The organism is Bacillus cereus group sp. BfR-BA-01379 (genome assembly GCF_022663605.1).
Taxonomy (GTDB): domain Bacteria; phylum Bacillota; class Bacilli; order Bacillales; family Bacillaceae_G; genus Bacillus_A; species Bacillus_A mobilis.
On the sequence record NZ_JAKUFT010000032.1, the window covers coordinates 23,494 to 46,368 of the forward strand.

Here is a 22,875-nt window from a genome sequence, read left to right on the forward strand (position 1 = left end):
TTCACACCCTCTTAATTTCATTGATTTTTATTTTGCGATATTATCGAGCAGCAGTTTTGAAAAGATCGATATTGTCTAATGCTTTACCCGTTCCAATTGCTACGCAATCTAATGGGTCTTCTGCAACAAGAACTGGCATATTTGTCTCTTCACTAATCACTTTATCTAAGTTACGTAGTAATGCTCCGCCACCTGTTAATACGATACCACGGTCCATAATGTCTGCCGCTAATTCAGGTGGAGTTTTCTCTAACGTATTTTTAACAGATTCTACAATTGCATCTACTGTATCTTTTAATGCATCTGCGATTTCTTCTGGCTGAATTAGTACTGTTTTTGGTAAACCACTTACTAAATCACGACCGCGAATTTCCATAGGCTCGATACCTTCTGGCTCGCCTGCAGAACCGATTTCTAATTTTAATGCTTCAGCTGTTCTTTCACCAATCATTAAGTTGTAGCTTTTCTTAATGTACTGAATGATTGAATCATCCATATCATCACCAGCAACACGAACTGATTGACTTGTTACAATACCACCTAAAGAAATGATTGCAACTTCTGTTGTACCACCACCGATATCAACAACCATACTACCAGTTGGTTCCCAAACAGGTAAGTTTGCACCAATTGCTGCTGCAAATGGTTCTTCAATTGGATAAGCATCACGAGCACCCGCTTGACGAGTCGCATCGATTACTGCACGTCTTTCTACAGCTGTAATACCAGACGGTACACATACCATTACGTATGGTTTACGTGAGAAGAATCCATTTGATTTTTGAGCTTGTTGAATGTAATATTTCATCATTGTTGCTGTCGTTTCGTAATCAGCAATTACACCGTCTTTCATCGGGCGAAGTGCCACAACGTTTCCTGGTGTACGACCAATCATTTGTTTTGCATCGCTACCTACAGCAACGATTTGTTTCGTATCAGTTTGTAACGCTACTACTGAAGGTTCACGTAAAACTACACCTTTTCCTTTTACATATACAAGCGTGTTCGCAGTTCCTAAATCTATTCCAAGATCGCGAGTAAAGCCACCAAATCCAAACATATTATTTATCTTCCTTTCTTGTTTTCACGGACTCATTTTTCTTACTTTATATTATAAAAACAGTACGTTTTTTATATCTTTATCCTTCTTGTAGATAAATTTCTACAAAAAACTCATAAATCACATTATAAAACAAAATAAGTAAAAAGCATAGTCTTAAATATGACCTTTTTCCTTTAAACTCACGAATTTATGGTCACCTATTATAATATGGTCAAGCACTTCAATTCCGATAATCTGGCCACATTCTACTAAGCGTTTTGTTACTTCAATATCCTCTCGGCTCGGCGTGGGGTCTCCTGAAGGGTGGTTATGAAGACATATGATAGAGGCTGCTGCACGGCGGAACGCTTCTTTAAAAACTTCCCTTGGATGTACAATTGATGTGTTTAAACTTCCAATGAAAATCGTTTGCCTATGTATAACTTGATTCTTTGTGTTCAAATATAAACATACAAAATGCTCCTGCTGCAGGAAGCGCATTTCTTCCATCATATATCTCGCACAATCTTCTGGGCTTCGAATGCTGTATCTATTTTGATATTCTAAACGTACCATTCTTCTACCAAGTTCAAAAGCAGCTATAAGCTGGGCTGCCTTTGCAATCCCAACACCATGTATACTGACAAGCTCTTCTAACGTTGCATCTTTCAACATACGTAAACCATCAAAGTGATGTAAAATTTTATCTGATAACTTTAAAACTGTTTCTTCTTTAGAACCTGTTCTGAGTAACACCGCAAGAAGCTCCCGATTCGATAAACTTCCTGCTCCTTCTAACAATAAACGCTCCCGTGGCTGTTCTTCTTTGACAACATCACGAATACCGTTCATTTCTCCACCCCTTTTATTTGTTATCTCAAAGAAAATCCCATGCATTTTTACGCATGGGTTACATCAATATTGAATTGTTTTAATTCCCGAACAAGACGTGAAATTGGTAAACCGACTACACTATAATAGTCCCCTTGAATATGTTGAACAAAAATAGATCCTTTACCTTGAATTCCATAACTTCCCGCTTTATCAAGAGGCTCTTTTGATGCAACGTATGCGTCAATTTCCTCTTCTGTTAATTCCCAAAACGTAACTTCTGTACGCTCGTAAAAAGTGACTGTTTTGTCTTTTGTTATAATTGCAACACCAGTATACACTTCATGTGTTTTCCCTGATAATAATTGCAACATTTCTTTCGCCTCAGCTTCATTAGAAGGCTTTCCAAGAATACGCGATTCATATGTAACAATTGTGTCTGCACCTAACACAATATGATCACTGTTATTTTCCGCTACCGCAGATGCTTTTTGCAGGGCAAGGGACATTACAATATCAGAAGGTGATGAGTACGCACCAATCGTTTCTTCTACTTCACTTACAATGATTTCAAATGGTACATCCGCTAACTCAAGCAGTTCCTTCCTGCGAGGTGACCCTGATGCTAAAATAATTTTTCTCATATTTTCTCCTTCCTTTCTCACATGAAGCAGAATCATTTATATCAATCGTATCAAAGGAATAGTTTGTCCACAAATGAAAGAAATATTATTTTTTCTAAACAAAATAATACTTTTTCACTAAAATACGATTATATTCCTGCCGTAGAGAAAGCACTTTGCTCTAAATTCAAAAGAAAAGAAAGAAGTACCTATCCTTCTTCCTTCGTCATTTCATTATCCTATTATTTCACCTTTTGTGAAACAATTTTTTCATATGAAAGTATACCATCAATAATAACTTGATTTAATTTCGTCAAAGATTCCTTATCACCTTTTCCATCCTTCACTGTTTGCACAGCTACTGACGTATACATATACAATTTCTTCGCTTCTTCCTGCTTCATACTTTTCCCTTCTTTTTCAATTGCTTTCCACTCTTTTTCAATCGCACCTACATCTTTTGCATTACTTTTTCCACTAGCTTGTACGCTAGAAGCATATTTTGCTAAATGAGTATATAATGGCTGTACTTTTGTTAAAAACGCACCAACTTCTTTATCATCTTTAAGTAATGCTTTATCTGTTATATCCCAGTTCTTTTTCAATACAGAGACATTATCATTTTTATACTGCGTCATTAATTGGTTTATATCTTGTTCATCACTAGCAATGCCAACAACTAATGCATACTTATCACCGCTCGGTTTTAAAGCTGCTACGCCTCCATTACCTTTCCACTCTTCAAGAGCGGCCTGTCCCTTTTCTTCGGAAGAATAAATCCCTCCTTGAACAAAAAATAATTTCATTGTATCTAATGACGTTCCTGCCTGCGCTTTTTGTTTTTCCTCTTTTGGTGCTGGTGTTTGTTCTGACGTTCCACCCATCTTTGATTCTTCATTTTGCATCTGCTTCGAAGCTGTTACTTCACTTTCCCCCGTCGCCCCTTGCCCTTTAAGTAACTGTAGCATTCCCATCCCAAACGCCGTACCAATAACAATCGCAGTTGCAACGATTGCAATTAACGTATTGCTCCACTTCTTTCGTTTTTTTTCCGTAGACACTAATTTCGCTTTTTGGAACGGAACAACGTTTTTCGGTCTTTCACTTTCTACTACCATCCATTCAAATTCATCTTTCTTCTTCTCCTCATACTTCGCTTCTGTTCCATTCACTTTCACTGAGATCGTTCGTGATTGCTTGTCCATACACTCACACCTCACCTCTTATCGTTGTCCGCATCATATCATATTCCTTTCACAAAAAAACGAGATATTTGTCAGAGGAATTCGCCAAATAACCCTATATATTTATCTTATATGTATGCATTTGACTTCATTTGTAGAACAAAAAAACTAGATAGCAAAGACTATCTAGTTTTTCTCGCGAATATATTTTCGAACTTCCGAAATGAAATAAAGAGAACCTGTTATGATAAAAACATCATTTTCTCCAATCATTTCAACCTTTGTATCAATTGCCTCTTTCCAATTTTCAAAAACTAGTTTTGACTCTTTCTTTGCATAAGATGCAAGCTTATCAGCAGAAATAGCTCGATCAAAGGCGAATGTTGTAAAAATAATTTCATCGGCAATTGTTTCTAATTGACCTACCATATTATGCAACTGTTTATCACCAAGGGCAGTAAATAAAACTATTACATTTTTATCTTTGTAATGTGAGTCTACTGTTTTCACAAGACTTTCGATACCTTCTGGATTATGGGCACCATCTATAATAATATCTGGATTACTTTGCAGTTTTTCAAATCGTCCAATCCAATACGCTTCCTGTAATCCAGTTCTCATTTCTTCTTCCTCAATTAAAAATGATAAGTATGTTTTGACATACATGACTGCCATAAGTGCAAGTGCTGCGTTTCCTACTTGGTGACTACCTTTCATTGAGATTCGCACATCTTCAAAATTAGCGAAAGGACAAGTGAAATCGAACTGTTCTCCATCTTTGCTAGACTGTTTATGTAACGCTGTAAAATGGTTACCCATCTCGTATAAGTTTGCATGATTTTCCTTTGCAACCTTTTGAATGACTTGCAATGCTTCCTCATTTTGTACACCAGTAATAACTGGAACACCAGACTTAATAATTCCCGCCTTCTCATATGCAATTTCTCCTAGTGTATTCCCTAAAATATGCATATGATCGTGGCCGATATTTGTAATCATCGTGAGAACAGGATGAATAACATTCGTAGAATCAAAGCGTCCTCCAAGCCCTGTTTCAAATAAAACAACATCACAGAAATTAACTTTACCGAAATAACAAATTGCCATAACAGTAATAATTTCAAACTCAGTTGCTTCCCCTAAATCCGTCTCATCTAGTTTTTCAACGACTGGCTTTACCATCTTTACAAGTTCAGTAATCTCTTCATCTGCAATTGGTGCTCCGTTCACACTAATACGTTCGTTAAATGTTTCAATATAAGGAGAGGTAAATGTTCCCACCTTATATTTTGCATCTTCTAACATGTAGCGCATATATGTTAACGTTGAACCTTTTCCATTTGTACCAGCAAGATGAACACATTTTATGTGACGTTCTGGATTTCCGAGCTCTTCTAGCATCCATCTCATTCTTTCTAATCCTGGTTTAATACCAAACTTCAATCGGCTATGAATCCACCCTATCGCTTCTTCGTATGTATGTATCACGTATGCTTTCCCCTTTCAAAAGACAACCTTTATCCTCCTATTATACGCAAAGAAAAGAGACTCACCAATATAGTGAGTCTCTAAAAAACATTTTATTTCTCAAGATCTGCTAGACGTTGGCGAACTGCTTCACGTTTTTCTAGGTAGTCTTGCTCTTTCGCACGCTCTCCATCGATAACTGCTGCAGGAGCTTTCGCTACGAAACCTTGGTTTGAAAGTTTCTTCTGTACACGTTCTACTTCTTTGTCAAACTTCTCAAGTTCTTTCTCAAGACGCGCTTTTTCTTCATCAAGATTGATAAGATCAGCTAATGGTAAGAATAACTCTGCACCTGATACGATTGCAGTCATTGCTTTTTCTGGCGCTTGTAAATCCGTTTGAATTGTTAATTCGCTTGGGTTACAGAAACGCTCAATGTAAGAGCTGTTTTTCGTAAGTTGAGCAAGTACAGCCTCATCTTTTGCTTTAATTTGCATTTGAACTTTTTTGCTCATTGGCGTATTAACTTCTGCACGGATGTTACGAACAGAGCGAATGATATCAACTAGAAGGTGCATTTCTGCTGCCGCTTCTTTATCTTGTAAATCTTCGCGAACTGTTGGCCACGCTGCTACTGTAATAGACTCGCCTTCATGCGGTAAATGTTGCCAAATTTTCTCTGTTACGAATGGCATGAATGGGTGTAATAGACGCATTGTTTGGTCTAATACATAAGCTAAAATAGAACGAGTTGTTTTCTTAGCTGATTCATCTTCACCGTATAGAGGAAGTTTCGCCATCTCAATGTACCAGTCACAGAAATCGTCCCAAATGAAGTTGTATAATGAACGACCAGCTTCACCGAACTCATATTTATCCATGTTACGTGTTACGCTTTCGATTGTTTCGTTTAAGCGAGTTAAAATCCACTTATCCGCAACTGATTTTTCGCCAGTTAAATCGATTTCTTCATACTTCATATCATCCATGTTCATTAATACGAAACGTGATGCATTCCAAATTTTATTAATGAAGTTCCAAGTAGATTCTACTTTCTCCATGCTGAAACGTAAATCTTGACCTGGTGCACTTCCTGTTGATAAGAAATAGCGCATTGCATCTGCACCGTACTTCTCGATAACATCCATTGGATCAATACCGTTACCAAGAGATTTACTCATTTTACGTCCTTGCTCATCACGAACTAACCCGTGAATTAATACATCTTTAAATGGACGCTCTCCTGTAAACTCTAAACCTTGGAAGATCATACGAGATACCCAGAAGAAGATGATGTCATAACCCGTTACTAGTGCATCTGTTGAATAGTAACGTTTGAAGTCTGCTGCATCTTCATTTGGCCAACCAAGTGTTGAGAATGGCCATAGTGCCGAACTGAACCATGTATCAAGTACGTCGTTATCTTGATTCCAGTTTTCAATGTCTGCTGGTGCTTCTGTACCTACGTATACTTCACCAGTTTCTTTATGATACCAAGCTGGAATGCGGTGTCCCCACCATAATTGACGAGAAATACACCAGTCGTGAATGTTTTCCATCCAGCGTAAATATGTGTTTTCGAAACGCTCTGGTACGAACGTTACTTTCTCTTCTTCTTTTTGTTGAAGCGCTACTGCCTTCTCAGCAAGTGGAGCCATTTTTACGAACCATTGTGTTGATAAGTAAGGCTCAACAACTGCACCACTACGCTCACTGTGACCTACTGAATGCATATGAGGCTCGATTTCTACTAATACGCCCGCTTCTTGTAAGTCTTTTACTAACGCTTTACGACATTCGAAACGATCCATGCCGTTATACTTACCAGCCTTTTCATTCATCGATCCATCTTCGTTCATTACTAAGATACGTGGTAAGTCATGACGGTTACCTACTTCAAAGTCATTCGGGTCATGAGCTGGTGTAATTTTTACAACGCCTGTTCCGAAATCTTTTTCTACGTACTCATCAGCAATAATCGGAATCTCACGGCCTACGATTGGAAGTGTAACTGTTTTTCCGATTAAATGCTTGTAACGATCGTCTTCTGGATGAACTGCTACTGCTGTATCACCAAGCATCGTTTCTGGACGAGTTGTTGCAAGACGAATATGACCAGAACCATCTGTTAACGGATAGTTCATATGGTAGAATGCACCTTGAACTTCTTTATGAATTACTTCAATATCAGAAAGGGCTGTGCGTGTTGCTGGGTCCCAGTTGATAATATATTCACCACGGTAAATTAAGCCTTTTTCATATAATTGAACGAATACTTTATTAACTGCATCAGATAAACCTTCGTCTAATGTGAAACGCTCGCGAGAATAGTCTAGTCCTAAACCAACTTTCCCCCATTGTTGACGAATGTGAGACGCGTATTCTTCTTTCCATTCCCAAGCTTTTTCTAGGAACTTCTCACGGCCAAGATCGTAACGTGAAATACCTTCTTCACGAAGTTTTCCTTCTACTTTCGCTTGTGTTGCGATACCCGCATGGTCCATTCCTGGAAGCCATAATACATCGTATCCTTGCATACGCTTCGTACGAGTTAAAATATCTTGAAGAGTTGTATCCCAAGCATGACCTAGGTGTAACTTACCAGTTACGTTCGGAGGTGGAATTACAATTGTATACGGCTGTTTCTTCTCGTCTCCTGTTGCTTCAAAATATTTGCCTTCTAACCACCACTGATAAAGGCCTTCTTCAACGGACATATGATCATATTTAGTTGGTAAATTCTTTTCCGTGTTTGACATTATTTTCCCTCCTTAAAATAAAAAATGCCCCTCATCCAAAAAAGGACGAGGGACATCGCGGTACCACCTTTATTTACAAACAAATTCAGAATTTGCTTATACTCTTAATTTGATAACGGACAAATCCGTCTTTTCCTAATGAGAACTATTCTGTTCAGAAAAGATGCTCCAGGGCTACCTTCTAACATAACTATCTAGAGAATCTCCCAGCTAATGATTCTCCTCTCTGAAGACGTTTCTTGTTATACTCTTCCCCTTCAAGGCATTTATATGATTGTTAATTATTATATACAATAGTGTAAAAAACGAAACCCTATTCGTCAAGATAAATTTAAGACTACGAATTTTGTGACGTACAAAAAAGATAAGTAGAGGATGCTACTTATCTTTTTATCCGTTCCCTTGCTGGGCAGCTTGTAATTGCGAAAGAAAATATTCTATATTGCTAACGAGCCAATGCGATTGTTGCAAGCTCTTTACTCCAAGAAGTTCATTTTCCTCATTACGACTCTCTCTTCTTTTCTTATAAGACTGGATTTGCCGAATAAATTGTGATGGATACGTCATATACGCAAACATGAGTAGTTGCTCTTCTTTCGTAAAAGGAAAATTTTTTTGGTACATTTGATACCATTCAAACCGATCACTTCGCGCAATTGGATATGTGTTTAACGACCTAGAATAAAACCCTACTATATCTTGCACCGGTGTTGCAAACTTCGATTTTTCTAAACTAATAAAATAGCCGTTCCGTTCATAATCAAATAAAAAATGATTAAGTGATACGTTACCATGCACAAAAGTAATACGTGTTTTTTCTTTTTCTTTCATCGCATCGTTCCACTCATTTAATTGCTTCGTTGCAAACTCACGTGCCCTCATTACATGATGATAGTACGTACAATATTGCAATTCAAACGGAGACATATACCACTTCGCTTCAGATTCTACAAGAAACTCTTCTAACATCTCACCATCATTTTCCCAACGATCGGATATATTCGTATAATGTTTCTCTAAATCTTCTTCTGTATACGTTTCTTCTTTTACCGTTTTTTGATGCAACGCTCCGAGAGTCTGGAACATTTTATGGTATTGATCATTATCCTCGCCGTTCCCTTCCGCACGTTCTAACCAAGGCATTAAATAATAATTATACGTTCCGTCACTTAAAATATAATTACCATCCGTCGCATGGTATATAGGTACATAATTTGAAAAACCTTTCTCCTTCAAATATTGAATATGATGCAGAAAGTTATTCCGCTCTAACTTTCTGCCTTCTATTTTCTTGAGCGCATATGGACCTTGATTCGTGTAAATTTTCGTTACACTTCCGTGCTCTTCCATATGCTGCGTATCCAATCTATATTGCCTTACAATGGGTTCATAGCGATTTCGTAATTCCATATCCATACGAATAACCCTTTCTATTCAAAACATAGCCTTTAGAAAAATAAGTGAGTGAAAAACACTCACTTATTTCGCTTTTGCTCTTGAAACAGGAATATAAATAATTTGTCCTGCCGTTAAATATATATCTTCTGTTTGATTGACACGATATAAGTTTTGTACAGACGTTTCATAACGATCTGCAACAGATTCGATCGTATCTCCTTCTTGCACGAAATACATTCTTAACTTTGTAAATTCTTCTTCTGGTTCTTTCGTAAATATTTTCGTTAAATACAGCGCATTTTCATCTCGCTGTGAGTAAGCTTCTTCTTCTTGCTCTTCTTGCTTTTTCTTTTTCTCTTTCTCTTTCTTAAAATCTTTTCGTCCGAACAATTCAAATTGCGGCGTTGTTTCTTTCTCTTCTTCACGCTCTACAAATTCATGTTCTTCTATTTCCGCTTCCTCTACTTCCTGCTCTTTTCTTTCTTCTAGTTGGAACGGTTCAAATGCGTAATCTTCCCACTCATCTGATTCCTTATAAGCTGGTTCTTCTACGTGCGGCGTTGGTCTAGTTTCATACTCTTGTGCTGAATCATCCTCTAACTCAGCATACGCCGTTTCTTCCTCTTCATCCTCAATTCTTTCTTCATCACATAAACCTGTAATAGATATATCCGCTAATAATTGTAAGCAACCATTTTCCTTTAATTCATAATCAAATTCCTCGATAGATACATATAGTTCTTCAATTACTTTCACACGGTTTCTCGGAATTGATATTTCAAGCGGAAAGGAATGAACAAGTTCATTAACCCCATCTTCTCTTGTTTCTACATAATCAATTGACTTCGCTGGTGATAGATCTCTCAATGAATAAGCCGAATCATCTTGCCTTGCAACATACTCTCCCGTTAAATCTAATTGCCCTCTCACGATAACTTCATGATCAAGCTCTTCTATCTCAACGTCTGGATCTAACGAAATTGACAAAAGTTCTTCGACTTCCTGTCCTTTTTGGAACCAAACAGATTCTTTTAATGAAAAACGTAATGAATGATCTGTTGCCACTTCTTTTCCCCCTCCCAAACTATATGTCATTACAGATTTATGTACGGAAAGCTGACTTTATGAATAAAAAAAATCGCCCCCCTTATAGAGAGCGATTTTCTTTATTCGATTAAGCTTTTAATTTTGACATGGCAATCTCAGCCGCTGCAATTGTCGCTTCAATATCTGCATCACTATGTGCTGTCGATAGGAATAAGCCTTCGAATTGAGATGGCGGCAAGAATACACCTTGCTCTACCATTTCACGATAGTAAGCTGCAAAGAATTCTAAGTTTGAAGATTTTGCTGCATCGTAATTAATAACTTGTTCATCTGTAAAGAAGATACCAATCATAGAACCCGCACGGTTAATATGATGCGGAATGCCATGTTTTTCAGCCGCTTTACGTAAGCCAGCTTCTAACATTTCAGCTTTACGCTCGAATTCTACATATGATTCTGGCGTTAACTGTACTAACGTTTCATAACCTGCTGCCATCGCAAGTGGGTTACCTGATAAAGTACCTGCTTGGTAAATCGGTCCGCTCGGTGCAACTTGTCGCATAATTTCTGCTTTACCACCGTATGCTCCTACTGGTAAGCCACCACCGATTACTTTACCTAAACAAGTTAAATCAGGTGTTACACCGTAATAACCTTGTCCACAATTATAAGCAACTCGGAATCCTGTCATGACTTCATCAAAAATAAGTAATGCACCGTTTTGCTCTGTTACTTCACGAAGACCTTCTAAAAATCCTGGCTGCGGAGGAACAACACCCATATTCCCTGCTACTGGTTCTACGATAACACAAGCAATATCGTCACCGAATTGTTCGAAAGCGTACTTCACACTGTCTAAATCGTTATACGCTACTGTAATTGTATTTTTCGCTACACCTTCTGGTACACCAGGGCTATCTGGTAAACCTAACGTCGCCACACCAGAACCCGCTTTAATTAATAACGAATCACCATGACCATGGTAACAACCGATGAATTTCAAAATTTTGTTACGGCCTGTATAACCACGAGCTAAACGTAGCGCACTCATTGTCGCTTCTGTTCCTGAGTTAACCATACGTACAATCTCAATTGATGGTACGCGCTCAATAACAAGTTTCGCTAATTCATTCTCAATTTCCGTTGGAGCACCGAAGCTTGTCCCTCTTTCAGCAACAGATTTTAAAGCTTCCACAACACGGTCGTTTGCATGACCATGAATTAAAGGACCCCATGATAATACGTAATCGATGTATTCATTCCCATCGATATCGTATACTTTAGAGCCTTTTCCACGCTCCATAAACAACGGATTCATACCGACAGACTTAAAGGCACGAACTGGGCTATTTACGCCTCCAGGCATTAAATCTTGCGCCTCTTCAAACGCCGCAATCGACTTATCAAACTTTTTCATTATTTAGCGCCTCCTTCTTGTAACCATCTTGCTGCATCTTTCGCATGATACGTAATAATTAAATCTGCTCCTGCACGTTTCATACTAATTAATTTTTCAAGTACAACTTCTTTTTCATTAATCCAACCATTTTGCGCTGCCGCTTTAATCATCGAATATTCACCACTTACGTTATAAGCAACGACTGGTAAATTAAAGTTATTTTTCACATCACGAACAATATCTAAGTAAGATAGAGCTGGCTTTACAATTAAGAAATCTGCCCCTTCCATTACATCTGATTCTGCTTCACGGAATGCTTCCATACGGTTCGCTGGGTCCATTTGATATGTTTTACGGTCACCAAATTGTGGTGCACCGTGCGCCGCATCACGGAACGGCCCGTAAAACGCTGATGAATATTTCACAGCGTACGACATTACTGGCACATGCCCAAAACCATTTTCATCTAATGCGTGGCGAATCGCTGTTACAAATCCGTCCATCATGTTTGATGGCGCAATAATGTCTGCTCCCGCTTTCGCTTGGCTGACAGCTGTTTTCGCAAGAACTGCAAGAGACTCGTCATTTAAAATAATACCATCTTCAATTACACCGCAATGACCATGGCTTGTGAATTGACATAAACATGTATCTGCAACTACTACTAGCTCAGGGAATTCACCTTTAATTTGCTGAATTGCACGTTGCACAATTCCATGATCACAATATGCTGATGATCCAACTTCATCTTTTTCAGCAGGTAAACCAAATACAATAACAGAACGGATACCTAAATCAACAACCTCTTGCATTTCAGCTTGCAATAAATCTAAAGACATTTGATATACGCCTGGCATAGAAGGGACTTCATTACGAACGTTTTCTCCTTCTAATACAAAAATAGGGTAAATAAAATCTTCCGTATGTAAAAACGTTTCACGCACAAGCGCACGCATATTACCACTTTGTCTTAAGCGACGATGACGATTAAATTGTAAAGAGTTCATAGATTTCTATCCCCATTCTTTTATTTTATCCCGCTATTTGCGGGCAGTAAGACCCTACTAATTAATGTTTCACTTTATAGATTCACAAATACATTGTAGTAATGCTTCTACAGTGTACTCTTTCGGCATAATAATATGCGGAAAATAAAGGCTCGCCTCTTTTTCCGTAATAGGCCCTATACAAGCAATTGTACATTTTTTTGTCCATTCTCTCCAGTTTGTACCCTCAAGTAAACGAACAAAACTAGTAACAGTTGAAGGGCTCGTAAATGTAATAATGTCTACTTTCCCTACTTCTAGCGTTTCTATCAGTTCTCGCTTTTTCTCTACATTCTCTTTCGTACCATATACGATTAGCTCATCTAGAGAAACACCAATTTGGCGAAGTGCAACTGGAATTACATCTCTTGCTAAATTCCCTTTCGGAAATAAAATGCATTCGTTTCCACTTAGTCTTTTTACAAACTCTTCTGCAAATACTTCTGCAACAAATGAAGTTGGAACAAAGTCCACTTTATAGCCCCGTTTTTCTAATTCTAACCTTGTCTTCACGCCTACTGCAGCAATTTTAGTCGTTACAGGGAGCCTCTTTCTCAAACGATCTAGAAAAAAAGTTACCCCATTTTTACTCGTAAAAATAACCCAGTCATACGAATGTAGTTGCCCTGCTATATGTTGAATCTGTCTATGAGACATACCTTCCATACGCAAAAGCGGAATTTCCAATGGAATTCCGCTCTTTTCTTTCACCACTACACTCATTTGTTTTGCTTGATGCTGGGCACGTGTAATCAATACCGTTTTGCCAGCGAGAGCGTTCATATTTATTGTTGCCCCTTATTTGCAGCAAGAATGAGTTCTTTTGCGCCTTGTTTAATTAAACGGTCCGCAGCCTCTAATCCTACTTCCGCTGGATTAGTTCCTACTACTGTCTCTTTCAATAAAACAGAACCGTCCATAGAACCGACAAGAGCTGTTAATTCGATTGCATCGTTTTCTGTAAGGGTTGCATATCCAGCGATTGGAACTTGGCATCCACCTTCAAGTTTATGAAGAAATACTCGCTCTGCTGCCACTGTTTTTTCTGTTACTGCATCATTCATATGCGCTAACAGCTGTAGTAAATCCTTATCATCCTCACGGCACTCAATCGCTAATGCACCTTGTCCTACAGCAGGTACACATAACGTCTCATCTAAATGTTCTGTAATAACTTCATTATCCCAGCCCATTCTTTGTAATCCAGCTGTCGCTAAAATGATTGCATCGTAATCTTCTTCTTGTAATTTACGTAAACGTGTATCGATATTTCCACGAATCCACTTCACTTGTAAATCTGGTCTTGCAGCTAATAATTGTGCACTGCGTCTTAAACTACTTGTACCTAAAATAGCGCCTTCTGCTAACTCTTTAAACGATGCTCCGCTTTTTGAGATAAAAGCATCGCGAGGATCAACACGCTTCGGTGTACAACCAATCATTAATCCTTCTGGAAGTACGGCCGGCATATCTTTCATACTATGTACAGCCATATCAATTTCTTTCGTAAGTAACGCATGTTCAATCTCTTTCACAAACAAGCCTTTTCCGCCTACTTTTGAAAGAGTAACATCTAAAATAACATCACCTTTTGTGACGATTTCTTTCACTTCAAATTCATATGGTAAACCTAGCGCCTTTAACCGATCAATAAACCAGTTTGTTTGCGTTAATGCTAATTTACTCTTTCGTGACCCTACAATAATTTTGCGCATAATTCTCTCTCCTCATTATAAATACCAAAAGTGGAAGTTGGATAAACTGCTTAATAGAAAAATATTGATTAGCATTACGAGAAATGCCCCGATGTTCCACTGTACGATCTTCTTTCCTTGCAATACATCTGCCACTCGTAAATATAGGCCAGCACAATATACAAATAGAACGACAAAAGATCCGATCACTTTCGTATCATACCAATGGAAATTGTCCAATTTCGTATATCCCCATATGCATCCTAATAAAATAGCTAGTAAGAAAAATGGAACAGAAAATAAATTTAATCCGTAAGACATCGATTCTAGCTTCGGTAAATTCCCTAACCTTCTTAATCTCGCATTCCATTTTTTCTTTTTTAATAGGCGATATTGTAATAAATACATGATAGAAAAAATGAACGATACAGTGAAAGTTGCATAAGAAATAATAGCCATACCAACGTGTACATATACAAGTTCCGAAACTAATTGCTCCGCAAGTACCGGCGACATCTTTCCGAGCGGTGTAAAAATAGAAAAAGCACTTACGCCAAATGCGACAACATTTGTAAAAAAGACTAGAAAGTCGATTCTCATAAATCGATTAATGACTAACGACATCGTAATCAATAGCCAAACATAAAAATAAATCCCTGATAGTAAAGTTAATATAGGGTTCGTTTCTGAATCTGTAGCCCGAAGTAACATGAAGATAGACTGCAGAACCCATACAATCGAAAGTAACCAAAAAGCAAATCGGTTCGCCTTTCGGTTACTTTGGAAATAATCTATAAAATATAAACTAATGCTACAAGCATATAAAATAATTGCAATATGATAAATAATACTGTTATTTAAAAAACTCATCCGATCATCCTTCCAAATTATAAAGATGGAACGGATGGTGTCCACGCTCTTTTATGTTCTACTTCTTCCGCACTACTCTCTACGTCTTCCATTTCTAGATCGAAAATCTTTGCAAATAACGCTAATTTTTCGTCTGCTCCCTCTTCAGCAGCTATTTCTTTCGCTACTAAAATTGGGTCTTTTAATAATTGATTAATAATACTTTTCGTATGCTTACTAATTACTTTTCTCTCACGATCACTAAGATTCGGTATTTTGCGTTCCAAACTTTCCATCGTTTCACTTTGGATAGCAAGTGCCTTATCACGAAGAGCTGCTATTAACGGAACAACACCAAGTGTACTTAACCACGTTTTAAATAAAACAATTTCCTCTTCAATCATAAATTGAATTTTCTCTGCTTCTTTCAAACGCTCAGCACGATTTGCTTCCACTACTCCTTGCAAATCATCAATGTCATATAAGAAAGAACCTTCTAGTTCATCAATCGCTGGATCAATATCACGCGGCACTGCAATATCCACCATAAATAACGGACGGCCAGAGCGCATTTTCTCTACCTTTGCCATCATCTCTTTCGTAATGACATACTCAGATGCACCAGTTGAACTAATTAAAATATCTGCTTCTAATAATGCACATTGCAATTCACTTAAAGGCTTTGCATGTCCCATATATTTCTCAGCCATTACTTCCGCTTTCGTAAACGTCCTATTCATGACTGTTACTTTTCGAGCACCGCTTCCATATAAGTTTTGCAGTGCCAGTTCACCCATTTTTCCAGCACCAAGAATAAGTACGTGACAATCTGTTAGCTCGCCGAATATTTTCTTCCCAAGCTCGACAGCAGCATAACTAACCGACATCGCACTTTCACCAATTGTCGTTTCTGAGTGCGCACGTTTCGCTAACGTCACCACTTGCTTAAACAATTCATTAAAAATTGTACCTGTTGCTTTTACTTGTTGCGCTTCTAAAAAGCTATCTTTTATTTGACCTAAAATCTGCGTTTCTCCAACTACCATAGAATCTAAACCGCACGTTACGCGGAATAAATGATCTATTGCACCATCTTGTTCAAAAATAGTTAAGTATGGTGCGACTTCTTCTATTTCAAGCTGAAACCAATCAGCTAAAAACTTCTTAATATAATACCGTCCCGTGTGTAATTGATCGACAACAGCGTAAATCTCAGTGCGATTACAAGTGGATACAATGACATTCTCTAACACGCTCTTTTGATTTTGTAATGTAGTCATTGCTTGCTCTAGCTCTGCTGCCTGAAATGTGAGTTTCTCACGAAATTCTACAGGGGCTGTTCGATAATTTACACTAACAACAAGAATATGCACGCAGCATGTCCCCCTTCACCCGTTTTATCACTTTATCTACTATCATAATACAACTTTCCTCTTATGAATCTGACAATCGTGTGAACAACCGATTATTTTTTATTTATTCTCCGTATGTAATAAAGGAGATTCAGTAAAATTAATAAACACTTTCTACTTTATAATGATTATAAATTAATAACTCTATTTGTACGTTACCAAAAAAAGCACTCATAATCAAGTGATGGAAACTATTCCATATGAATTATAACATCATCTTTCCTATCTTCTTTCATCATGAAGGAAAATATGTATGATTGTTCCAAATTGTAGCACAAACTTTCTCAATACAATGTATTTGACATTGTATTTCTTTTTCGTTATATTGATTTTACAAAATTAAATTGTGCACAACTTAATTAGAAAGGAGTTATGTATGACAGAGAATTCTTTACATCTAGATAACCAGCTTTGTTTTTCCATTTACGCCTGTTCTAAAGAAGTGACCCGCTTTTATCGACCATATTTAGAAGGGATGGGTATTACGTATCCCCAGTACATTACTTTACTCGTACTATGGGAGCAAGATGGACTAACAGTAAAAGAAATTGGAGAACGTCTATTTTTAGATTCTGGTACGTTAACACCTATGTTAAAACGAATGGAATCATTAAATCTTGTAAAACGCGTTCGTTCTAAAGAAGATGAGCGCAAAGTTTGTATTGAATTAACAGAACAAGGTAAAGATTTAAAAGAAAAGGCTTGTTCATTGCCGACAACGATGGCAACAAATTTAGGAATTACAGAACAAGAATATCGTTCTTTATTAATTCAATTAAATAAACTAATTGAAACAATGAAAACAATTAATGATAGAAAAGGGGAATAAACATGGAAAAATTATATACTGCTTCAGTAACTGCTACAGGTGGACGAAACGGAAAAGTAGTTTCAGATGATGGCATATTAAATCTTGATGTAAAAATGCCGAAAGCACTAGGTGGTGCAGGCGGAGAGGCAACAAATCCTGAACAGCTATTTGCTGCTGGTTATGCCGCTTGTTTTGATAGTGCATTACAACTTGTCATTCGTACAAAACGTGTGAAAGTAGAAAGTACAGAAGTAACTGCTCACGTTTCTATCGGAAAAGATACAGATGGTGGTTTTGGCCTATCTGCTGTACTTGATGTACACGTTGCTGGCGTTTCTCATGCCGAAGCACAAGAACTTGTAGAAGCTGCTCACGGTGTATGTCCTTATTCGAAAGCAACAAGAGGAAATATTGAGGTTACATTAAACGTAAAATAAAAAAATGTAGTAAATAAAAAAACGCGCGACATTCGTCACGCGTTTTTTGTTTTTGTCATTTTATGAATTGCCTTCCACGCTTCTTCTTTTCCAAGTCCTGTTTCAGAAGAGAATAGAACAATTTCATCGCCAATTTCAACAGCAAGCGTTTCTTTTACAACTTTTAAATGCTTTTGCCATTTCCCTTTCGGAATTTTATCGGCTTTCGTCGCAATAATAATTGTTGGGATTTCATAATGCTTTAAGAAATCATACATCATCACATCATCGTTTGTTGGTTGGTGACGTAAATCAACTACTAATACAGCTGCGTCTAATTGCTCACGCGTTGTAAAGTATGTTTCAATCATCTTGCCCCATGCTGCGCGCTCTGATTTAGATACTTTCGCATATCCATAACCTGGAACGTCAACAAAATGCATCATCTCATTGATTAAGAAAAAGTTCAACGTTTGCGTTTTTCCTGGTTTAGAAGAAATACGTACTAACTTTTTACGATTTAAAATTTTATTAATAAAGGAAGACTTCCCGACATTTGAACGACCTGCTAATGCAATTTCTGGTAAATCACTGTCTGGATATTGTTCTGGTTTAACAGCACTAATTACAATATCTGCTTTTGTTACTTTCATTGTTTCACTCCTACTAATGCGTGCTCCAATACTTCATCTAAATGAGATGCAAGCACAAACGTAAGGTTTTCTTTTACGCTTTCTGGAATATCATCTAAATCTTTCTCGTTTTCTGCTGGCAAAATAATTTTTGTTAAGCCTGCGCGGTGAGCACTTAATGTTTTTTCTTTTAAACCACCAATTGGTAATACACGACCACGAAGTGTAATTTCACCTGTCATCCCCACTTCTTTACTTACAGGAATACCTGTTAGTGCAGAAATAAGTGCCGTTGCCATCGTAATACCTGCCGACGGTCCATCTTTTGGAACTGCTCCTTCTGGAACATGAATATGAATATCATTTTTCTCATGGAAATTCGGATCAATCTGAAGCTCTTCTGCACGAGAACGAATATAGCTAAACGCTGCTTGTGCGGATTCTTTCATAACATCCCCAAGTTTCCCAGTTAAAATTAATTTCCCTTTACCTGGCGCTACAGACACTTCAATCGCTAGTGTATCGCCGCCTGCTGCTGTATACGCTAACCCCGTCGCCATACCAACTTGGTCTGTTTTTTCGGCTTGCCCATAACGGAATATGTGCTTACCAAGTAAATCAACAATGTTTTTCTCTGTTACTACAATACGCTTACGTTCTGCTGTAACGATAATTTTTGCTGCTTTACGACAAACTTTTGCAATTTGGCGCTCTAGTGTACGAACACCAGCCTCACGTGTATAATAACGAATAATTTCAAGAAGCGCTTCATCACGTACTTGTAAATTACCTTTTCGTAAGCCATGCTCTTTTAATTGTTTCGGCAATAAATGTTCACGGGCAATGTGCACTTTTTCAAGTTCAGTATAACCGGCAATCGAAATAATTTCCATACGGTCAAGCAACGGACCTGGAATACTTGAAAGTGTATTTGCAGTTGCTACAAACATAACTTTCGATAGATCATACGGTTCTTCAATGTAATGATCACTGAAGTTATGGTTTTGTTCTGGGTCTAACACTTCAAGTAATGCTGCTGATGGATCTCCACGGAAATCGTTAGACATTTTATCAATCTCATCTAATAAAAAGACTGGATTAACTGTTTTCGCCTTTTTCATACCTTGAATAATGCGTCCTGGCATCGCTCCAACGTACGTACGACGGTGACCACGAATTTCAGATTCATCTCGTACACCACCAAGGGATACACGGACAAAATTACGATTTAATGATGTTGCGATCGAACGCGCTAACGAAGTTTTCCCGACTCCAGGAGGTCCTACTAAGCAAAGGATAGGTCCTTTTAATGAATTCGTTAACTTCTGTACAGCTAAATATTCAAGTACGCGCTCTTTCACTTTCTCAAGACCATAATGATCTTTGTTCAAAATCTCTTCCGAATGAGCAAGATCAATCATATCTTCTGTCGCTTCTGTCCACGGAAGAGCTAATAACCAATCCATATAATTGCGAATAACACCGCTCTCCGCAGAACTTGCTGGTAACTTTTCATAACGGTCTAATTCTTTCAGTGCAGCCTTCATTGTTTCTTCCGGCATTCCCGACTGTTCAATTTTCTCACGAAGTTCTTCAACTTCCCCGCCCTTGCCTTCTTTATCGCCAAGTTCAGTTTGAATCGCCTTCATTTGCTCACGTAAGAAATATTCTTTTTGCGTGCGCTCCATTGAACGTTTCACTTTTTGTCCAATTTTCTTTTCTAAACTAAGTAACTCTTGTTCATCTTGAATAATTGAAATAAGTGTATGTAATCGTTCCTTCACAGATACAATCTCTAAGATTTCTTGTTTCTGTTTCGTTTTAATTGGCAAGTGAGAAGCAATTAAATCAGCTAATCTTCCTGGCTCTTCTACATCAGCTACCGTTGCAAATGTTTCATTTGAAACTTTTTTCGAAACTTTAATATATTGTTCGAAATGCTCCAGTAATGTGCGCATAAGAGCTTTCTCTTCTAGATCATCTTCCACTTCTTCCGTTACCGTTTTGATGGAAACTTGCACTATATTTTCTTCTTCGATAAACTCTACTACTTCAGCTCTATGTAAACCTTCTACAAGGACACGAAGCGTACCGTTCGGCAATTTTAACATTTGCTTCACTTTCGCCACTGTACCTACACTATATATGTCATCTTCTTTCGGATCATCGATATTCATTTCTTTTTGCATCGCTAAAAAGATGATATTTTCATCCATTGCCGCCTGCTCTAGTGCTTGTATCGATTTATCACGTCCTACATCAAGATGCAGAACCATCGTTGGATATACGAGAACGCCTCTTAATGGTAGGAGGGGTACGATTCTTTCATTCGTATTCATACTAGACATAGCACCTCCATAATAAATTAAACTCCTGTTCAACTATTTTATATTACAATACATCTAGATGCAATTGCAGAGATTTTCCGCAATTGTAAATCCCTCGTTTTTCTCCCTGTTAAAAAGGAAAAAAGACTCCGCTTAAGCATACAAACTTAAACGAAGTCTGGCAAATTTTATTATCGTTCATTCTCACATTGATTGTGCATCTGTTTCATCTACAGTAGTATGTATATCAATGTCTCGATGCATATTTTCCTGCATAAATGTTAACTCAAATACTTCTTTTAACTTACGAACAGGAATGATTTCAATTCCTTTTATTGTGTACAAAAACGGTTGCATGTTTTCAGCAGGAATAATAACTTTCTTCGCACCTGCTTTTTTCGCAGCTTTTATTTTTGCGTACACACCACCAATAGGTTTCACTTCACCGTGTATACTTATTTCACCAGTCATCGCTACTTCATTATTCACATACGTACGATGCACCGCTGAATATACACCCGTTGCCATAGCAATACCTGCCGAAGGCCCATCAATTGGGATACCACCTGGAAAATTAATATGTATATCGTATCCTTCTGGCAACACATCTAGAGAACGAAGTACCGTTAATACATTATCTACAGAACCTTTCGCCATACTTTTACGGCGAATGGACTTCGTTTGACTACCAATACTTTCCTCTTCAACAATTCCGGTAACATTTACCGATCCTTTATCTTTCGCTTTGATTGCTGTTACTTCAATTTCTAATAACGCGCCTGTATTTGGTCCGTATACAGCCAGTCCATTTACAAGGCCGATTCTTGGAATAGGATAAATACGTTTTTCATATTTTGGTGTAAGTTGACTAGAGTGAACAACCCACTCTATATCTTCATCTTTAATGAAAGAACGTTCTTCATTTATCGCCATACCAGCAGAAATTTGTACAAGATTAATCGCTTCTCGTCCATTTCTTGCATACATCCCAATCATTTCAATACCATTTTCACCTATTTGCATTTCCACTTTGTCAGCTGCATTCTTCGCTACTTTTTGAATCTCTTCTGTATCTAACTCACGGAAAAATACTTCTAAGCAGCGTGACCGAATAGCAGGAGGAATCTCCTCCGGCGAACGTGTCGTCGCCCCAACTAAGCGAAAATCGGCTGGTAAACCTTTTTGAAAAATGTCATGTATATATGTTGGAATCATCGTATTCTCTTCACTATAGTATGCACTTTCCAAAAATACTTTCCGGTCTTCTAGCACCTTTAACATTTTGTTCATTTGAATCGGATGTAGTTCACCAATCTCATCAATAAACAAAATACCACCATGTGCATCTGTTACCGCACCTTTTTTCGGTTGCGGAATACCCGCTTGCCCCATTGCACCAGCACCTTGATAAATCGGATCATGTACCGAACCGATTAAAGGGTCTGCAATACCACGTTCATCAAACCTAGCTGTCGTCGCATCCAATTCAATAAATGTTGCATTCGTGCGAAATGGAGATTTTGGATTTCGTTTCGCTTCCTCTAAAACAAGACGTGCTGCCGCTGTCTTTCCAACACCTGGCGGACCATATATAATCACATGTTGCGGGTTCGGGCCACAAAGAGCCGCTTTTAACGACTTAATCCCGTCCTCTTGCCCTACAATATCTATAAAGGATGTAGGACGCACCTTTTCCGCAAGCGGCTCTGTTAAAGAAATCTCGCGCATTTTACGAAGTTGTTCTAATTCTTTTTTCGATTCTCGATCAATTGAAACTTTTTGTGTTCGCTGATTTCGAAGTAAATGCCAAAAGTACAATCCGACAATTACACCAAAAACAAGTTGAACAAGTAAAAATATATTTGTCCAGCTCATCATTTATTTCCTCCCGCAATGTTTTATCTCTTAGTATTTCCGCGGAGGAACATAGCTAAACAT

Annotated in this window: 19 protein-coding genes and 1 other annotated feature; of the genes, 2 read left to right on the forward strand and 17 right to left on the reverse strand. The window is 37.9% G+C overall.

Annotated elements, in window-relative coordinates; translation table 11 throughout:
• Window positions 1-40: 40 nt before the first annotated feature.
• The 14 genes from mreB to hemA all read right to left on the reverse strand — a co-directional run bounded on the left by mreB (window position 41) and on the right by hemA (window position 16,712).
• A complete protein-coding gene (gene mreB / locus MR113_RS14070) occupies window positions 41-1,060 on the reverse strand; it encodes a cell shape-determining protein MreB (protein WP_000466737.1) in 1,020 nt (339 codons plus the stop codon).
• Between the two features lie 156 nt (window positions 1,061-1,216).
• On the reverse strand, window positions 1,217-1,894 hold the full coding sequence (gene radC / locus MR113_RS14075) for a DNA repair protein RadC (protein ID WP_001013378.1): 678 nt from the start codon (window positions 1,892-1,894) through the stop codon (window positions 1,217-1,219).
• A gap of 47 nt (window positions 1,895-1,941) precedes the next feature.
• On the reverse strand, window positions 1,942-2,517 hold the full coding sequence (locus MR113_RS14080) for a Maf family protein (RefSeq protein WP_242254947.1): 576 nt from the start codon (window positions 2,515-2,517) through the stop codon (window positions 1,942-1,944).
• 221 nt (window positions 2,518-2,738) lie between these two features.
• Window positions 2,739-3,701: a stage II sporulation protein B gene (locus MR113_RS14085; protein ID WP_242254949.1), complete on the reverse strand. Its 963-nt coding sequence runs from the start codon at window positions 3,699-3,701 to the stop codon at window positions 2,739-2,741.
• Window positions 3,702-3,866: 165 nt separating this feature from the next.
• A complete protein-coding gene (locus MR113_RS14090; protein WP_242254951.1) occupies window positions 3,867-5,168 on the reverse strand; it encodes a bifunctional folylpolyglutamate synthase/dihydrofolate synthase in 1,302 nt (433 codons plus the stop codon).
• Window positions 5,169-5,260: 92 nt separating this feature from the next.
• The gene (locus tag MR113_RS14095) at window positions 5,261-7,906 is read right to left on the reverse strand and encodes a valine--tRNA ligase (RefSeq protein ID WP_242254954.1); all 2,646 of its coding nucleotides are present in this window, start codon (window positions 7,904-7,906) and stop codon (window positions 5,261-5,263) included.
• 38 nt (window positions 7,907-7,944) lie between these two features.
• Window positions 7,945-8,176: a binding site (T-box leader), on the reverse strand.
• Window positions 8,177-8,296: 120 nt separating this feature from the next.
• Complete coding sequence (gene ysxE, locus MR113_RS14100; RefSeq protein WP_000366996.1) at window positions 8,297-9,322, reverse strand: spore coat protein YsxE; 1,026 nt, start codon at window positions 9,320-9,322, stop codon at window positions 8,297-8,299.
• 63 nt (window positions 9,323-9,385) lie between these two features.
• Entirely contained in the window at window positions 9,386-10,369 is a 984-nt protein-coding gene (spoVID, locus tag MR113_RS14105) for a stage VI sporulation protein D (RefSeq protein WP_242254957.1), read from the reverse strand.
• A gap of 109 nt (window positions 10,370-10,478) precedes the next feature.
• Window positions 10,479-11,768 (reverse strand): glutamate-1-semialdehyde 2,1-aminomutase, encoded by a 1,290-nt coding sequence (hemL, locus tag MR113_RS14110; RefSeq protein ID WP_097864812.1) that lies wholly within the window; start codon window positions 11,766-11,768, stop codon window positions 10,479-10,481.
• A complete protein-coding gene (hemB, locus tag MR113_RS14115; protein ID WP_001087079.1) occupies window positions 11,768-12,757 on the reverse strand; it encodes a porphobilinogen synthase in 990 nt (329 codons plus the stop codon). Before hemB ends, hemL begins: the two co-directional genes overlap by 1 nt.
• 69 nt (window positions 12,758-12,826) lie before the next feature.
• Window positions 12,827-13,579, reverse strand: coding sequence for a uroporphyrinogen-III synthase (hemD, locus tag MR113_RS14120; protein ID WP_242254960.1), 753 nt, complete (start codon window positions 13,577-13,579; stop codon window positions 12,827-12,829).
• Window positions 13,580-13,581: 2 nt separating this feature from the next.
• Window positions 13,582-14,511 (reverse strand): hydroxymethylbilane synthase, encoded by a 930-nt coding sequence (gene hemC, locus MR113_RS14125; protein ID WP_242254962.1) that lies wholly within the window; start codon window positions 14,509-14,511, stop codon window positions 13,582-13,584.
• Between the two features lie 15 nt (window positions 14,512-14,526).
• A complete protein-coding gene (locus tag MR113_RS14130) occupies window positions 14,527-15,360 on the reverse strand; it encodes a cytochrome c biogenesis protein (RefSeq protein WP_000008998.1) in 834 nt (277 codons plus the stop codon).
• A 17-nt stretch (window positions 15,361-15,377) separates the two neighbouring features.
• Window positions 15,378-16,712: a glutamyl-tRNA reductase gene (hemA, locus tag MR113_RS14135; RefSeq protein ID WP_242254964.1), complete on the reverse strand. Its 1,335-nt coding sequence runs from the start codon at window positions 16,710-16,712 to the stop codon at window positions 15,378-15,380.
• A 415-nt stretch (window positions 16,713-17,127) separates the two neighbouring features.
• Here hemA and MR113_RS14140 point away from each other — a divergent pair, with 415 nt between their 5' ends.
• Entirely contained in the window at window positions 17,128-17,580 is a 453-nt protein-coding gene (locus MR113_RS14140) for a MarR family winged helix-turn-helix transcriptional regulator (protein WP_242254966.1), read from the forward strand.
• A 2-nt stretch (window positions 17,581-17,582) separates the two neighbouring features.
• Complete coding sequence (locus MR113_RS14145; protein ID WP_242254967.1) at window positions 17,583-17,999, forward strand: organic hydroperoxide resistance protein; 417 nt, start codon at window positions 17,583-17,585, stop codon at window positions 17,997-17,999.
• A gap of 35 nt (window positions 18,000-18,034) precedes the next feature.
• Here MR113_RS14145 and ysxC read toward each other — a convergent pair whose 3' ends face one another.
• The 3 genes from ysxC to lonB all read right to left on the reverse strand — a co-directional run bounded on the left by ysxC (window position 18,035) and on the right by lonB (window position 22,812).
• Window positions 18,035-18,631, reverse strand: coding sequence for a ribosome biogenesis GTP-binding protein YsxC (ysxC, locus tag MR113_RS14150; protein ID WP_000869114.1), 597 nt, complete (start codon window positions 18,629-18,631; stop codon window positions 18,035-18,037).
• Window positions 18,628-20,958, reverse strand: coding sequence for an endopeptidase La (gene lon, locus MR113_RS14155; protein WP_061677126.1), 2,331 nt, complete (start codon window positions 20,956-20,958; stop codon window positions 18,628-18,630). The genes ysxC and lon overlap by 4 nt, the downstream gene beginning before the upstream one ends.
• A gap of 183 nt (window positions 20,959-21,141) precedes the next feature.
• Window positions 21,142-22,812, reverse strand: a complete 1,671-nt coding sequence (gene lonB, locus MR113_RS14160; RefSeq protein WP_242254969.1) for an ATP-dependent protease LonB — start codon at window positions 22,810-22,812, stop codon at window positions 21,142-21,144.
• Window positions 22,813-22,875 lie beyond the last annotated feature (63 nt).